Here is a 16,188-nt window from a genome sequence, read left to right as displayed (position 1 = left end):
TTAGGAGATGGTTTTGTGAGAACTTTAATAAAACATGGGCTTATAGTAGATGGAAGTAAAACACCAGCATATGAAGGAGATATTTTAATAGAAGATGAGAAGATATTAAAAATATCACAGGATTTAAATGAAGAAGCTGACAAAGTTATAGATGCAAAAGGTAGAGTTATATGTCCAGGTTTCATAGATACTCATAGCCATTCAGACCTAGTTATTTTAGTTAATCCATATAATGAGGTAAAGATTAGACAGGGAATTACAACAGAAGTGTTGGGCCAAGATGGTATATCTATGGCCCCTCTACCTCAAGAACATATATCTTCTTGGAGAAAAAATTTAGCAGGCCTAGATGGTGAAAGTGATGAAATTGATTGGAAATATGAAACAACAGAGAATTATCTAAAAATGATGGATAACAATGGGGTAGGTTTAAATGAAACTTATTTAGTACCTCATGGAAACGTTAGAATGGAAGCGATGGGGCTTGAAGATAGACCTGCCACTAAAGAAGAAATTCAAAAGATGTGTGAAATCACAGAGAGAGAATTAAAAGCAGGAGCTATAGGATTGTCTACTGGACTTATATATATACCTTGTGCATATTCATTGACAGAAGAAATTATAGAAATGTGTAAGGTTGTAGCAAAGTATGATGGAGTATTTGTAGTTCACCAAAGAAGTGAAGCGGATACAATTTTAACATCAATGGAAGAAATCATAGAAATTGGAAAACAATCAGGAGTAAAAGTTCATTTTTCACACTTTAAGGTTTGTGGTAAATCAAATTGGAAGTATATACCTCAAGTTATAGAGCTTTTAGAAAAAGCAGAAAAAGAAGGCATACGAGTATCTTTTGACCAATATCCATATGCGGCAGGAAGTACAATGCTTGGAGTAGTTTTACCTCCTTGGGCACATTCTGGAGGAACTGATAAGTTAATCGAAAGATTAAGTGATGAAAACGAAAGAGCAAAAATGAAAAAAGATATAGCAAATGGAATAGAAGGTTGGGATAACTTTATAGAATTTGCAGGAATAGACCAAATATTTGTAACAAGTGTAAAGACAGAACAAAATAAAGATACAATTGGTAAGAGCTTGTTAGAAATTGGAAAAATGAGAGGAAAAGACCCATTAGATGCAACGTTTGATTTATTAAAAGAAGAAGAAAATGCAGTTGGAATGGTAGATTTCTATGGATTAGAAGAACACATAATAGGATTTATGAAAAGAGACGAGCAAAATGTATGTACAGATGGTCTTTTAGCAGGAAAACCACATCCAAGAGCTTATGGTTCTTTCCCTAAAATACTAGGAAGATATGTTAGAGAGTTAAACGTGTTAACAATTGAAGAAGCTGTTTATAAAATGACTAAAAAGGCAGCTACAAGCTTTAGTATAAAAGATAGAGGCGAATTGAAAGAAGGATATTTTGCAGATATAGTTATATTTGATAAGGATACAGTTACTGGTTGTGACGATTTTATCAACTCTATGCAGTACCCTACAGGTATAGATTATGTAATTATAAATGGAAATTGTGTTGTTGAAGAAGGAAAATACAATAAAATTAAAGCAGGGAAAGTACTTAAAAATTAAATCTTAGCTTTAAGGGGGAATAAATTTATGATTTTAGTGGGGAATGGGAGGCTAATAAGCCAAGATTCTTTAAATCCCTATATGGAAGATGGATGTGTAGTAATAAACGATAATCTAATTGAAGATATAGGTACTACAGAGGAAATGAAAGCGAAATATCCAGTACATGAGTTTATAGATGCAGGCAAGAAGATAATCATGCCTGGTCTAATAAATTCACATATGCATATATACAGCTCATTTGCTAGAGGAATGGCAGTTCCAGGAAAACCTTCTGAGAATTTTTTAGAGATACTGAACAATTTATGGTGGAGACTTGATAAACAGCTTACACTAGAAGATACTAAATACAGTGCATATGCAACGTATATAGAATGTATAAAAAATGGTGTGACAACAGTTTATGACCATCATGCAAGTCCAAATGCAATTGAAGGAAGTTTGTTTACAATATCAGATGTTGCAAAGGATTTAGGAATAAGAACATGCCTTTGTTATGAGGTATCTGATAGAGATGGTGGGGATACAATCCAACAAGGTATCAATGAAAACGTAAACTTTATAAAATACGCTCAAAAAGATGATACAGACATGATAAAAGGTATGTTTGGTCTTCATGCTGCCTTTACACTATCTGATGATACATTAAATAAGTGTGCTTCAGAAATGGATGGTCTTGATACAGGTTACCATGTACACGTTGCTGAAGGATTAGACGATTTACAGTACAATTTAGACAAATATGGAAAGAGAGTTTTAGAAAGATTTAATGATTTCGGGGTATTAAAGGAAAAGACTATAGCAGTTCATTGTATATATATAAGTACAGATGAAATTAGCCTTTTAAACAAAACAAATACATTTGTAGTTCATAATCCAGAATCTAATATGGGAAATGCAGTTGGATGCTCTCCAGCAATAGAGTTATTAAAAAGAGATGTTACAGTAGGTCTAGGAACTGATGGATACACTAGCGATATGTTTGAATCATTAAAAGTTGCTAATATAATCCATAAACATCACTTGAGTGACCCAAGAGTTGGATTTGGAGAATCACAAACAATGTTATTTGATAACAATAGAAAAATAGCTAAGGCTTATTATAAAAATGACTTAGGAGTACTTAGAAAAGGTGCTTATGCAGATGTAATAGTAGTTGATTATATACCACATACTCCATTGACAGAAAACACAATAGGGGGACACACTATCTTTGGAATGAGTGGAAGAAGTGTAGATACGACTATTATAAATGGAAAAGTGCTTATGAAAGACAGAAAGTTAGTAAATATAGACGAAGAAAGTATTCTAGCTAAAAGTAGAGAATTAAGCCAAAAACTATGGAATAGAATTTAAATGTTGTAAAATAGAACTTAGACAAAAATAGGAATTTAAATGAAGTGTATAGATAAAAAATATACGGAATAGAATATTAAATTAAATAGAGAAGGGAGACCCAAAATGTCTCAAGATAAAAGCCCTAAAATAGCTCCAGTAGATGAAAGGTTACCCGTATCCAAATCTTGGGTATTTTCACTACAGCACGTTTTGGCAATGTGTGCAGGAGCAGTAGCAGTTCCTATGATGATAGGAAGTGCTGCACGACTAGATCATGCTAGTATTGTTTTTTTAATAAATGCTTGTTTATTTATGGCAGGGATAGGAACACTCATACAAAGTGTTGGTATAGGAAATATTGTAGGTGCTAAAATACCAGTAATAGAAGGAACTAGTTTTGCCGCTGTGGCAGGTATGACAGCAATAGCCTCATCATATAGTGATTCTCAGGTTGCAATACAGACAGTATTTGGTTCTGTAATAGTAGCTGGATTGTTTTGTATATTACTTGCTCCAGTGTTTGAAAAATTAATAAGATTTTTCCCTAGTGTAGTTACTGGAACAGTTGTTATGGTAATAGGTATTTCACTATTTCCAGTTGGGATAAAGTGGATAACTGACAACAAATTGGAAGCGGTTGAACCAAACTCACTAGCATTGGCTTTGGCAGTATTGGCAATAACTTTACTTTCATTTAAATTCTTAAAAGGAATTTGGAATAGTACAGCTATATTGGTAGGTATAGTACTTGGTACACTACTTTCCATGGCAGTTGGAATGGCAGATTTTAGTGCGGTAAATGGAGTTGGTTGGCTTAACTTAAATGTACCTTTAAAATTTGGAATGCCTAGATTTGAACCATCTGCAATACTATCATTGTGTTTAATTATGTTAGTACTTATGACAGAATCAGTTGGTAATATGATAGCTATTCATGAAATGGTAGACAAAGAAGTAACAGGTAAAAATATCAAAAGAGGTCTATTTGGAGATGGAATATCTACAGCTTTATCTGGAATATTCAACTCATTCCCAATAACTCCATTTGGTCAAAATACAGGGATAGTAGGTCTTACAGGTATAAAATCAAGATTTATAGCAGTTTATGCAGGGGTTATATTGCTAGTACTTGGTTTTCTACCAAAATTTGCAGCAATAATAGGAGCAATACCTAAGCCTGTTCTTGGAGGAGTAGGGTTTGCAATGTTTGGAATGGTAATGGTTGGAGGAGTAAAAACTCTAAGTAAAGTAAAGTTTGATGGAACTAAAAATGGAGTTATAGTAGCAGTTAGTGTTGGCTTATCTATGATACCACTAACAAATCCTGCTTTCTATAATAATTTCCCAACTTGGGTACAAACAATATTCCATAGTGGAATAACAACAGGTAGTTTATCAGCAGTACTTTTAAATATATTCTTCAATGAATTAGGTTCTAAAAAAGAAAAGAATAATAAAGTTGAAGAAGCAAAATAGAAATAAGATAAAAGGAAGATAAACAACAAATACAAATAAAATAAAAAGAAGATAAATAACAAATACAAATAAAAGAATATAAGCTAAATATTAAAAATATTTAATTAAGGGAGAGATAATAATATGGCTAATTTAAAAGTTAATTTATATGGAATGGAATTCTTAAACCCAATTATGACAGCAGCAGGTCCTGGAGCAAAAGATGGTGCTCTCTGTCAAGAGGCAACAAAAGGTGGAGCAGGAGCTATATGTACAAAAACTATATCTGTATTACCAGCAGATGTGCCAAGACCATGTATGGCAAAGACTAATAGTGGTTTCTTAAACACAGAATTATGGTCAGAGCTTCCAAAAGAGCAATGGATAGAAGAAGAATACAAAAAAGTAAAAGAAACAGGTCTTCCAGTAATAGTAAGTATGGGATATTCAGCAGAGCAAATAGCTGAAGTTGCTCCTTTAGTAAAACCTTATGCTGATGCAGTTGAATTATCTACTCATTATGTAGGTACAGATGTTGCTCCAATAGTAAATGCTTTAAAAGCTGCAAAAGCTGTTTTAGACGTACCAGTATTTATGAAAATGAGTCCTCATACTGATATTCAAACTATTGCAAAAGCTGTTGAAGAAGCAGGAGCAGATGGACTTGTAATGATAAACTCATTCGGACCATGTATGGCTATAGATGTAAATACAGGATACCCTATAATGGGAAGTAAAGCTGGATATGGATGGTTATCAGGTGCACCAATAAGACCTTTAGCAATAAGATGTATATATGAAGCTTCTCAAGTTGTAAATATACCAATAATAGGTGTTGGTGGAATCACTTGTGGAAAAGATGTAGCTGAAATGATGATGGCTGGAGCAAGTGCTGTTCAAGTATGTACAGAAGCAATCCTTAAAGGACCTTCTATCTATGGAAAAATTGCTAAAGAATTAAATGAATTTTTAGATGAGAATGGATATTCTGATGTTAATGAAATAAAAGGATTAACTCATAAAAAAATGGCAGCTAGAGGATTTAGAACTCATTCAGTAGCTCCAGTTGTAGATGATAACAAGTGTATCAAATGTAAACAATGTGTAACAAGCTGTGTATACGAAGCATTAGAAGTTACAGATAAATTAAATATAGATGCAGACAAGTGTTTTGGATGTGGACTATGTGTAACTAGATGTCCAAAAGGAGCTTTAAGCATCTGCTACAATCAAGTAGAAGCTGTAAATGAATAATATTGTATAAAAATTTAATAATTAACTTAGAGTAATATGTACTGAGATGATAAATATATGAGATTAATAGACTAGCTATAGCAATAATCTAATATAAAGCAATATACAAAACTATTCTAGTACAGTTTAGGTGGTATAAGGGTTTTAGTAAAATTACTTTAAGTTAATTGCTTGAGATAAAATAAATTGATACGTTATAAGTAAGGTGGAGTCTATATGGGAATTGTTTTAAAAGGCGGGAAAGTAGTAACAAGTGAAAAAACTTACTGTGCAGATGTAAGAATAGAAGATGAAAAAATAGTCGATATAGGTTTTGATATATCAAAAGAAAATGATGACATAGTCGATGTTAGTGATTCTTATGTTATACCAGGAGGTATAGATACACACACTCACTTTGACTTAGATACAGGGGTTACTAAGACAGCAGATAACTTTGAGACAGGTACAAAAGCTGCTATAGTTGGAGGAACTACTACTATATTAGATTTTGCTACACAAGCTAAAGGATGCTCTTTAAAAGAAGGATTAGAAGAATGGCATGAAAAAGCCAAAGATAAATCCTACTCAGATTATGGTTTTCACATGGCTATAACAGACTGGAATGACTCAGTTTGTAATGAAATGGAAGATATGGTAAAAGAGGGTGTATCTTCATTTAAATTGTATATGGCATATAAAGGAAGTCTCCAAGTTGATGATGGTGTCATATTTGAAGCTCTGAGAAAAGCAGAAGAGATAGGTGGAATTATTGGATTCCATTGTGAAAATGGGGATATAATATGTGAACTTGTGGATAAAGCGAGGGCAGAAAATAATTTGTCTCCAAAGTACCATCAATTAACTAGACCAGCTATACTTGAAGCAGAAGCTACTTCAAGACTTATGAAGATAGCTGAAGTTGCAAACTCTAAGGTATATGTAGTTCATCTAAGTTGTAAAGAATCCTTGGAAGAAGTTTTAAAAGCTAAGCAAAGAGGTGTGGATGTAATAGTTGAAACTTGTCCTCAATACCTTCTATTAAATGATGAATTATATGATTTAGATGGATTTGAAAGTGCTAAGTATGTAATGTCACCACCTTTAAGAAATAAGGAAAATAATGAAATATTATGGAATGCTATTTCAGATAATCAGATAGATACTATAGGAACAGACCACTGCTCTTTTAATTATAGGAGACAGAAGGAACTTGGAATAAACGATTTCAGCAAAATACCGAATGGTTCTCCAGGTGTAGAACATAGGATGAGTCTTTTATACACATATGGAGTATGTAAAAATAAAATATCTATCAATAAGATGGTAGAAGTAACATCAACTAATGCAGCAAAATTATTTGGAATGTATCCTAATAAAGGAACTATAGAAATAGGTAGTGACGCAGATATATTAGTCTTAAATCCAAACAAGAAATCTAAAATAGAAGCAAAAAAACAATTGCAAAATGTAGATTATACACCTTATGAAGGGTATGAAGTGGATTGTCAAATAGAACATGTTTACTTAAGAGGAAAAGAAGTAGTTAGAGAGGAAGAATTAATCTGCAATACTCCAAGTGGGAGATATATAAATAGGCGTCTAACAAAGGGGGCTAGAGAATGGTAGAATTTATATTAAATGGAAAGAAAGTTGTTGCAAAAGAAGGCAAAAAACTTTTAGACTTCCTTAGAGAAGATATGAATATAACTTCAGTTAAAAATGGATGTTCAGAAGGTGCTTGTGGAACATGTATGGTTATAATAGATGGTAAAGCAACTAAAGCATGTGTATTTAAAACTGATAAATTAGCTGGAAAAAACATAACGACTATAGAGGGATTATCAGAAAGAGAAAGAGATGTTTTTGCATATTCTTTTGCTAGCCAAGGAGCTGTACAATGTGGATTTTGTATTCCAGGTATGGTAATTAGTTCAAAAGCACTCATAGACGTTAACAATAATCCTACTGAAGATGATATAAAGAAAGCCTTAAAAGGTAATATATGTAGATGTACAGGGTATGTAAAAATAATTAAAGCTGTTGATTTAGCAGCAAAGATTTTTAGAGAAGATATAGATGTACCAAAAGTAAACTGTAAAGGTCTAGTAGGTGAAAATCTTCCTAGAGTTGATGCAGTAGGTAAAGCACTTGGATATTCTGAATATGTAGATGATATGAGAATTGAGGGTATGATTTATGGTTCAGCAGTTAGAGCAAAATATCCTAGAGCTTTAGTCAAAAAAATAGATATAGAAGAAGCAAAAGCTTATCCAGGAGTTGTTGCAGTTCTAACAGCTAAAGACATTCCAGGAACTATAAAAGTAGGTCACTTAAAGAAGGATTGGGATACTTTAATACCAGAAGGTGAAATAACTAGATATTTAGGCGATGGAATAGTCTTAGTAGCAGCAGAAACTAGAGAGGCATTGGAAGAAGCAAAAAAACTAGTTAAGATAGATTATGAAGAATTAACACCATTGAGTACTACAGCAGATGCTCTTAGAGAGGATGCTCCAAAGATACATGAGACAGGTAATGTACTTGTTAAGGAACATTTAGTAAGAGGAAACGCTGAAGAAAAGATAGAAAATTCAAAATATGTTGTAACTAAAAGATATACTACACCTGCTACAGAACACGCATTTTTAGAGCCTGAGTGCGCAGTAGCTGGTCCTTATGAAGAAGATGGAGTAATAATCTATTCAACAGACCAAGGGGTATTTGCTACTCAACATGAATGTGCAGATATGTTAGGGCTTCCACATGAGAAGGTAAGAGTGATAAATAAAATGGTAGGTGGAGGATTTGGTGGAAAAGAAGATATGAGTGTTCAACACCATGCAGCCTTACTTGCTTATCATACGAAAAGATTTGTGAAGGTACAGCTAACAAGAAAAGAAAGTATTATTGTTCATCCTAAACGACATGCCACAGAAATGGAATTTACGACAGCATGTGATGAAAATGGATATTTAACAGGTATGAAAGCAACTATAATATCTGATACAGGTGCATATGCATCTCTTGGAGGTCCAGTACTACAAAGATTGTGTACTCATGCAGCAGGACCATACAACTATCAAGATATTGATATAACAGGAACAGCAGTATACACTAACAATCCTCCTGGTGGAGCATTTAGAGGTTTTGGAGTTACACAGAGTTGTTTTGCAACAGAATGTAACCTAAATTTACTTGCTGAAATGGCAGGGATATCACCTTGGGAAATAAGGTATAAAAATGCAATAAGACCTGGTCAAGTTTTACCAAATGGTCAATTTGCAGATGAAGGAACAGCAATGGCAGAAACACTAGAAGCTGTGAAAGAAGAGTATGAAAAGCATCCACGTGCAGGTATAGCTTGTGCAATGAAAAATAGTGGAGTTGGCGTTGGTATACCTGATGTTGGAAGATGCAGACTAGTAATAAAAGATGGAAGAGTTCATATAAGAACAAGTGCTTCTTGTATAGGTCAAGGTCTTGGTACTGTTATGACTCAAGTAGTTTGTGAGGCTACTGGTTTACCACCTGAAAGTATAGTGCATGAAGTTCCAGATACTCATTTGACACCAGACTCTGGGAATACTACGGCTTCAAGACAGACCGTATTTACAGGGGAAGCCACTAAAGTTGCATCAAATAAATTAAAAGAAACTTTGGAATCTGGTAAAACTTTACATGATTTAGATGGAGAAGAGTTTTACGGAGAATATGCAAGTATTACAGATAAAATGGGTTGTGATAAAGAAAATCCAGTAAGCCATGTTGCTTATGGATATGCTACACAAGTTGTAATGCTAGATGAAAATGGAAAATTGGAGAAAGTAGTAGCAGCACATGACGTTGGAAGAGCTATAAATCCAATTAGTTTAGAGGGTCAAATAGAAGGTGGAGTAGTTATGGGTCTTGGATATGCTCTAACTGAGGATTACCCAGTAGTAGATTCTGTGCCTACAGCTAAATTTGGTACACTAGGTTTATTTAAGTCTACAGATATACCAGAAATACAAGCTGTAATAGTTGAAAAGAACAAAGATTTACTAGCTTATGGAGCAAAAGGTGTAGGAGAAATTTGTACAGTTCCTACAGCACCAGCAGTGCAAAATGCCTATTATGTATTTGATAAAGAGTTTAGAACTGAACTACCACTACAAAATACTCCATATAGTAAAAAAAAGTAACAAAAAAAAGAAATATTAAATAAAAAAATAGATGAAATTGTAAATAAAAAAAACCCTTTTGCATAAGGTATATTTTAAATGATAGAATATACATATACAGGAGGGTTTTTCTTTTATAAAAATAAGTTTAATAAAATTGAGAGGTGAGCAGAATGAATTTTAATAATAGTCTAGAGTTAACTCAGTCTCAGAAGCTAATAATGACTACACAACTCAAGCAATCATTATCAATATTAAATATGAGTAAGTTAGAATTAGAAGAAGAGATTAAAAAAGAAGCAGAGAATAACCCATTAGTTGAAGTTGAAAAAAGTGGGGAGATAAATTGGGAAGAATATATAAAAGATATGGATAAGTCAAGACGTTTAGACAGAACAGAGATAAGCTATAATCCCGATAATGAAGTTAATCTAGAAAATTTAGTTAAATATTCGTCAAATTTATATGAGGATTTAAAATTTCAGATAAGCTTATATAAACTGACAGATAAAGAATTGGAAGTCTGTGAGTATATAATTGACAGTTTAGATGAAGATGGGTATTTAAGAACTGAGGAAAAAGTAATTGTTGATACTTTAAAGATAGATGAGGAACTTTTTGAAAAATGTTTGATTAGTGTTCAGCAGTTGGAACCTAGTGGAGTAGGAGCAAGAAGTCTTTCAGAATGTCTGATGATTCAAATGGCAAGTTTAGGAATATATAATGAAATTTTAGAGGAAATCGTTACAAAAGACTTAAATTTGATTGCAAATAATAAATATAAAGAGATAAGTAAAAAATACAATATGTCACTACAAAAATGCGTTGAACTGATAAATATAATTAAGACATTAGACCCAAAACCAGGAAGAACTTGTTCAGTAGAAAAAAGTGTATACATTCAACCCGATGTAACAGTAGAAAAAATTGATGATGAATTTATTGTATATTTAAATGAAAAAGATTCTTATCAGATAAGAATCAATAGTTATTATAAAGACATATTAAAAAATTCACAGTCTGATGAAAGTGCAAAAGAATTTATAAAAGAAAGACTAAATTCAGCAACAGGACTTATGAAGAATATAGAGAGTAGGAAAACTACAGTACTTAAGATTGCAGAAGAAATAGTAAAAGCTCAAGATGAATTCTTGAGAAAAGGGACAAAATATATAAAACCCTTAAAAATGAAGGACATAGCAGAAAAATTAGAATTCCATGAATCTACTATAAGTAGAGGTGTAAATGGTAAATATATGCTGACACCTTTTGGCGTGTATGAATTTAGATACTTCTTTAGTAGTGCTATTGAAACTGAGAATAATGAAATGGCGTCTAGTACAAGCATAAAAAAAATTATAAAGGAAACAATAAAAGACGAAAATAAAAAGAAACCTTTAAGTGATGACCATATATCTAAGTTACTAAAAGAAAAAGGAATCAATGTTGCAAGAAGAACAGTTGCCAAATATCGTGAAGAATTAGGAATCCTATCTTCAAGCAAGAGAAAAGAATACTAATAAGTAAAAGACAAATATCAGTATAACAAGGGGAAAAGGCTAATTAAAAGGTGAATGGAAATTAGGCTAAAAATGTTATGAAGTAAAATAATAAAATATTGAAAACATTAAAATGATATAGAATTAGAGAGTATAAAAATATTGAAGAGTAGTAAAATACTAAAAAATATTAGAAAACCAAATAGCATTAAAATATTAAAAAACTAGAGAAAATTAGAATAGTGGAAAATACTAAAAAACTAGAAAACATAATTAAATGAACATTTTTAAAGAATCATTAAATATTAGAACAATAAGAATGTTGGTATAAATAAACTATTATTAAATTTAATAATTACAAAAGGAAAAACACATAGAGTATAAATTAAATAAAAATATAAAAACATATACAAAAAACCTTATATAAAAAAGAAAAATACTGTACTTTAAAAATGGTGGAGAAATATATTACAAAACAAAAAAATAAAAAAGTTTTTGAAAAACTATTGAAATCTATACGCAAATCCTATAAAATAAAAATATCTTGTGGGACTTAAATAAACACTAGGGACAAAAAAAGTCCCGAAAGGAAAGTAATAAGGAGTATGTTATGAAGAACTTATTAGAAATTCAAAAGAAATTAATTCCACAGGCAATTGAACTTATGGAAAGAAGATACTCTATTTTAAGACAAATATCTTTAAGTGAACCAATAGGGAGAAGAACTTTATCAAATGTATTAGAAATTAGTGAAAGAATAATCAGGTCAGAAACAGAGTTTTTGAAAGAACAAGGACTTATAGATGTAGCTGTATCTGGAATGACTATCACTAAAGAAGGTTCTGATTTGTTAGATAAACTTAAAGACATCATGAGTGATATCATGGGATTGTCTAAGTTACAAGATAGAGTAAGAGAAAAGCTTGGAATAAAAAAGGTAATACTAGTTCCTGGAAGCTGTGATGAAAATGGAAGTTTACTAAAAGATGTAACTAGATATGGATGTGAGTATTTCTTAAATATTCTTAAAGATGGAGATATTGTTTCAATAACAGGTGGAAGCACTATGTTGGAGTTTTCAAACGTTATTAAAACTGATAAGAGATATCCAAACTCTACAATAGTACCAGCTAGAGGAAGTATGGGGACTGATGTAGAGATGCAATCTAATAATATAGTTGCTTCAATAAGTAAGAAGTTACATTCTAATTGCAAACTTTTACATATACCAGATGAGTTGGACGAAAGTGCAATGAAAACTCTTAGCCAAGTGCCAGAGATTAAGACAACTTTGGAGTATATTAAAAGAACAGACATTTTAGTCTTTAGCATAGGTAGAGCAGATGTCATGGCAAAGAGAAGAAAACTTCCAGAAGATAAGGTTGATGAGATACTATCTAAAAATGCGGTTGGAGAAGCATTTGGATATTATTTCAACAAAGATGGAGAAATAGTTTATAAATTAAATACTGTTGGAATTGATTTAGAGACAGTTAAACAAGTAAAAGAAACTATTGCAATCTTTGCAGGTACTGAAAAGGTAGAAGCCTTATTAGCCATATCAAATATGCATAAAAACATGGTTCTTGTAACAGATGAAGAAAGTGCTTATAAGATATTGTCATTATTATAAAAGTCAAGACCTAGCATAGAGCTAGAAAACATACATTTACTTTATAGGAGGTAGCGAAAATGGTTAAAGTAGCTATAAATGGATTTGGAAGAATAGGAAGATTAGCATTAAGAAAAATGATGGAGCAACAAGATATGTTCGAAGTTGTTGCAATAAACGACTTAACAGATGCTAAAATGTTAGCTCATTTATTTAAATATGATACAGCTCAAGGAAGATTTAATGGAGAAATAGAAGTTAAAGAAGGTGCTTTTGTAGTAAACGGAAAAGAAATAAAAGTAACAGCAGAAAGAAATCCTGCTGACCTACCATGGGCTGAACTAGGAGTAGATATAGTATTAGAATGTACAGGATTCTTTACATCTAAAGATAAAGCTGAAGCTCATATACACGCAGGAGCTAAAAAAGTTGTTATATCTGCACCAGCTACTGGAGATTTAAAAACAATAGTATTCAACACAAACAGTGACATATTAGACGGTTCTGAAACAGTTATATCAGGAGCTTCTTGTACAACTAACTGTTTAGCTCCAATGGCTAAAGTATTAAACGACAAATACGGTATAGAAAAAGGATTAATGACTACTATACATGCATACACTAATGACCAAAACACTTTAGATGGCCCTCATCCAAAAGGTGATTTAAGAAGAGCTAGAGCTGCTGCTGGAAATATAGTTCCAAACACTACAGGAGCTGCAAAAGCAATCGGTCTAGTAATACCTTCATTAAAAGGAAAATTAGATGGTGCAGCACAAAGAGTACCAGTTGTAACTGGTTCAATAACTGAATTAATTTGTACATTAGGAAAAAATGTTACAGTTGAAGAAATAAATGCAGCTATGAAAGAAGCTTCAAACGAATCTTTCGGATACACTGAAGAAATGTTAGTATCTTCTGACATAATCGGAATAAGCTACGGTTCATTATTTGACGCTACTCAAACAAAAGTTATGGAAGTAGATGGAAAGCAATTAGTTAAAGTTGTTTCTTGGTATGATAATGAAATGTCTTATACTTCTCAATTAATAAGAACTTTAGGATACTTTGCACAATTAGCAAAATAGTCAGCTTTGAGAAAATAGAAAAGTAGATTGACAAAGTCCGAGTTTGTAGTTTAATACTACGGACTCAGGACTTTTTTTAAGAAAAAATATATAAAATACACCTAAATAATGTTACATACTATATATAAAAATATGATAATATGATATATTTAATAGGGTAAAAGTATGTACTATATTATACTTGGCAATAAAAAATTACTTTATTAAAAGGAGAGATATTTATGTCAATGCTTAACAAAAAAACTATAGAAGATATTGATGTGTGCGGAAAAAAAGTATTAGTGAGATGTGACTTTAATGTGCCATTACAAGATGGTGTAATTACTGATGAAAATAGATTGAACGGAGCTTTACCAACTATTCAATATTTAATTTCTAAAGGAGCAAAAGTTATATTATGCTCTCACTTAGGAAAGCCAAAAGGAGAAGCTAAGCCAGAACTATCTTTAGCACCAGTGGCAAAGAGATTATCTGAAATGCTAAATAAAGAAGTTATATTTGCAGCGGACGACAATGTTGTAGGAGAAAATGCAAAAAAAGCTACTGAAAACATGGAAAACGGAGATGTAGTATTATTAGAAAATACTAGATATAGAAAAGAAGAAACTAAAAACGAAGAAAACTTCTCTAAAGAGTTAGCTTCACTTGCTGAAATATTTGTAAATGATGCATTTGGAACTGCTCATAGAGCGCATTGTTCAACAGTTGGAGCAGGAGAATTCTTACAAGAGAGAGTTTGCGGATACTTAATTCAAAAAGAATTAAAATTCTTAGGAGAAGCTGTTGCAAATCCAGTAAGACCATTTACAGCTATACTTGGAGGAGCTAAGGTTTCTGATAAACTAGCTGTTATAAATGAATTATTAGAAAAAGTTGATAACCTAATAATAGGTGGAGGAATGGCTTATACATTCTTAAAAGCTCAAGGATATGAAGTAGGAACATCTCTACTTGAAATAGATAAGGTAGAATACGCTAAAGAAATGATGGAAAAAGCTAAAAATAAAGGTGTTAATTTATTATTACCAGTAGACGTTGTTATGGCAGACCACTTTGCACCAGATGCAACTCCAATAGTAACAGAAGATGCTAATGTAAAAGAAGACTACATGGGGTTAGATATGGGACCTAAGACTATAGCAAACTTTGTAAAAACTATAAAAGAGTCAAAAACTGTAGTATGGAATGGACCAATGGGAGTATTTGAATTTGAGAACTTCGCAAATGGGACATTATCAGTAGCTAAGGCTATGGCAGAGTTAACTGATGCAACTACTGTAATTGGTGGTGGAGATAGTGCAGCAGCAGTTAATCAATTAGGATTTGGCGATAAGATGACTCATGTATCAACAGGTGGAGGAGCATCACTAGAATTCTTAGAAGGTAAAGAATTACCAGGTATTGCAGCATTAGATAATAAATAAACTAATATATAGAGGAGATTGTAAAATGAGAAAACCTATAATTGCAGGAAACTGGAAAATGCATAAAACAATAAAAGAAGCTTTAGAATTTGTAAATGAAGTTAAAGATAAAGTTAATTCTGATAAAGTAGAGGCTGTTATATGTGCGCCATTTACTTTATTAAAGGATTTAAAAGAAGCTACTAAGGGTACAAATATAAAGATAGGTGCTCAAAATATGCACTTTGAAGAAAAAGGGGCATTTACAGGAGAAGTTTCACCTCTTATGTTAAAAGAAATAGATATGGACTATGTTGTAATAGGACATTCAGAAAGAAGACAATACTTCAATGAAACTGACGAAACTGTAAATAAAAAAGTTTTAAAAGCTTTAGAAGTAGAAATAGACCCAATACTATGTGTTGGAGAAACTTTAGAGCAAAGAGAAGCTGGAAAAACTAAAGATGTTTGTAAAGTTCAAGTTGAAAAAGCTTTAGAAAATGTTCTTAAAGAAGATTTAGCAAAAGTAGTTGTTGCATATGAGCCAATTTGGGCTATTGGAACTGGTAAAACTGCAACTGCTGAAGATGCTAATGATGTTATATCTTATATAAGAGAAGTTATAAAAGGATTATATGGAGAATTAGCTAACGAAGTTAGAATACAATACGGTGGAAGTGTTAAACCTTCAAATGTAGCTGAAATAATGGGTCAAAGTGATATAGATGGAGCTTTAGTAGGTGGAGCTAGTTTAGCTAGTAATGACTACCTAGACCTTGTTAATTTCTAAGGAGTGAA

The 16,188-nt window shown here is 32.1% G+C and carries 11 protein-coding genes; all 11 read left to right on the top strand.

Going from position 1 to position 16,188, the window contains the following annotated elements; translation table 11 throughout:
* Positions 1-15: 15 nt before the first annotated feature.
* The 11 genes from ACTG45_RS17275 (at position 16) to tpiA (ending at position 16,180) form a co-directional block, all read left to right on the top strand.
* A complete protein-coding gene (locus ACTG45_RS17275) occupies positions 16-1,599 on the top strand; it encodes an N-acyl-D-amino-acid deacylase family protein (protein ID WP_479919483.1) in 1,584 nt (527 codons plus the stop codon).
* Positions 1,600-1,626: 27 nt separating this feature from the next.
* Entirely contained in the window at positions 1,627-2,955 is a 1,329-nt protein-coding gene (ssnA, locus tag ACTG45_RS17270) for a putative aminohydrolase SsnA (protein WP_021386013.1), read from the top strand.
* Positions 2,956-3,060: 105 nt separating this feature from the next.
* Positions 3,061-4,413, top strand: a complete 1,353-nt coding sequence (locus ACTG45_RS17265) for a nucleobase:cation symporter-2 family protein (protein ID WP_021386095.1) — start codon at positions 3,061-3,063, stop codon at positions 4,411-4,413.
* Positions 4,414-4,536: 123 nt separating this feature from the next.
* Positions 4,537-5,646: a 4Fe-4S binding protein gene (locus tag ACTG45_RS17260; RefSeq protein ID WP_479919482.1), complete on the top strand. Its 1,110-nt coding sequence runs from the start codon at positions 4,537-4,539 to the stop codon at positions 5,644-5,646.
* Between the two features lie 216 nt (positions 5,647-5,862).
* On the top strand, positions 5,863-7,254 hold the full coding sequence (gene hydA / locus ACTG45_RS17255) for a dihydropyrimidinase (RefSeq protein WP_479919481.1): 1,392 nt from the start codon (positions 5,863-5,865) through the stop codon (positions 7,252-7,254).
* Positions 7,248-9,809, top strand: a complete 2,562-nt coding sequence (gene xdh, locus ACTG45_RS17250) for a selenium-dependent xanthine dehydrogenase (protein WP_021386024.1) — start codon at positions 7,248-7,250, stop codon at positions 9,807-9,809. Before hydA ends, xdh begins: the two co-directional genes overlap by 7 nt.
* 152 nt (positions 9,810-9,961) lie before the next feature.
* Positions 9,962-11,308 carry an RNA polymerase factor sigma-54 gene (rpoN, locus tag ACTG45_RS17245; RefSeq protein ID WP_021386088.1) on the top strand — a complete coding sequence of 449 codons (1,347 nt, stop codon included), beginning with the start codon at positions 9,962-9,964 and terminating at the stop codon, positions 11,306-11,308.
* 589 nt (positions 11,309-11,897) lie between these two features.
* Positions 11,898-12,920, top strand: coding sequence for a sugar-binding transcriptional regulator (locus tag ACTG45_RS17240; protein WP_021386036.1), 1,023 nt, complete (start codon positions 11,898-11,900; stop codon positions 12,918-12,920).
* Positions 12,921-12,979: 59 nt separating this feature from the next.
* Complete coding sequence (gene gap, locus ACTG45_RS17235) at positions 12,980-13,987, top strand: type I glyceraldehyde-3-phosphate dehydrogenase (protein WP_479919480.1); 1,008 nt, start codon at positions 12,980-12,982, stop codon at positions 13,985-13,987.
* A gap of 221 nt (positions 13,988-14,208) precedes the next feature.
* Entirely contained in the window at positions 14,209-15,411 is a 1,203-nt protein-coding gene (locus ACTG45_RS17230; protein ID WP_044213946.1) for a phosphoglycerate kinase, read from the top strand.
* Positions 15,412-15,436: 25 nt separating this feature from the next.
* Positions 15,437-16,180, top strand: coding sequence for a triose-phosphate isomerase (gene tpiA, locus ACTG45_RS17225; RefSeq protein ID WP_021386084.1), 744 nt, complete (start codon positions 15,437-15,439; stop codon positions 16,178-16,180).
* Positions 16,181-16,188: the final 8 nt, after the last annotated feature.

The organism is Clostridioides sp. LIBA-7602 (assembly GCF_056688945.1).
The sequence above is the reverse complement of the archived record's forward strand: the minus strand, read 5'-3'. Positions and strand labels throughout refer to the sequence as shown.

Excerpts from the sequence above, each read along its gene's own strand:
- ssnA (WP_021386013.1), top strand. The coding sequence starts at position 1,627 with ATGATTTTAGTGGGGAATGGGAGGCTAATAAGCCAAGATTCTTTAAAT.
- ACTG45_RS17265 (WP_021386095.1), top strand. The coding sequence starts at position 3,061 with ATGTCTCAAGATAAAAGCCCTAAAATAGCTCCAGTAGATGAAAGGTTA.
- ACTG45_RS17260 (WP_479919482.1), top strand. The coding sequence starts at position 4,537 with ATGGCTAATTTAAAAGTTAATTTATATGGAATGGAATTCTTAAACCCA.
- hydA (WP_479919481.1), top strand. The coding sequence starts at position 5,863 with ATGGGAATTGTTTTAAAAGGCGGGAAAGTAGTAACAAGTGAAAAAACT.
- xdh (WP_021386024.1), top strand. The coding sequence starts at position 7,248 with ATGGTAGAATTTATATTAAATGGAAAGAAAGTTGTTGCAAAAGAAGGC.
- rpoN (WP_021386088.1), top strand. The coding sequence starts at position 9,962 with ATGAATTTTAATAATAGTCTAGAGTTAACTCAGTCTCAGAAGCTAATA.
- ACTG45_RS17240 (WP_021386036.1), top strand. The coding sequence starts at position 11,898 with ATGAAGAACTTATTAGAAATTCAAAAGAAATTAATTCCACAGGCAATT.
- gap (WP_479919480.1), top strand. The coding sequence starts at position 12,980 with ATGGTTAAAGTAGCTATAAATGGATTTGGAAGAATAGGAAGATTAGCA.
- ACTG45_RS17230 (WP_044213946.1), top strand. The coding sequence starts at position 14,209 with ATGTCAATGCTTAACAAAAAAACTATAGAAGATATTGATGTGTGCGGA.
- tpiA (WP_021386084.1), top strand. The coding sequence starts at position 15,437 with ATGAGAAAACCTATAATTGCAGGAAACTGGAAAATGCATAAAACAATA.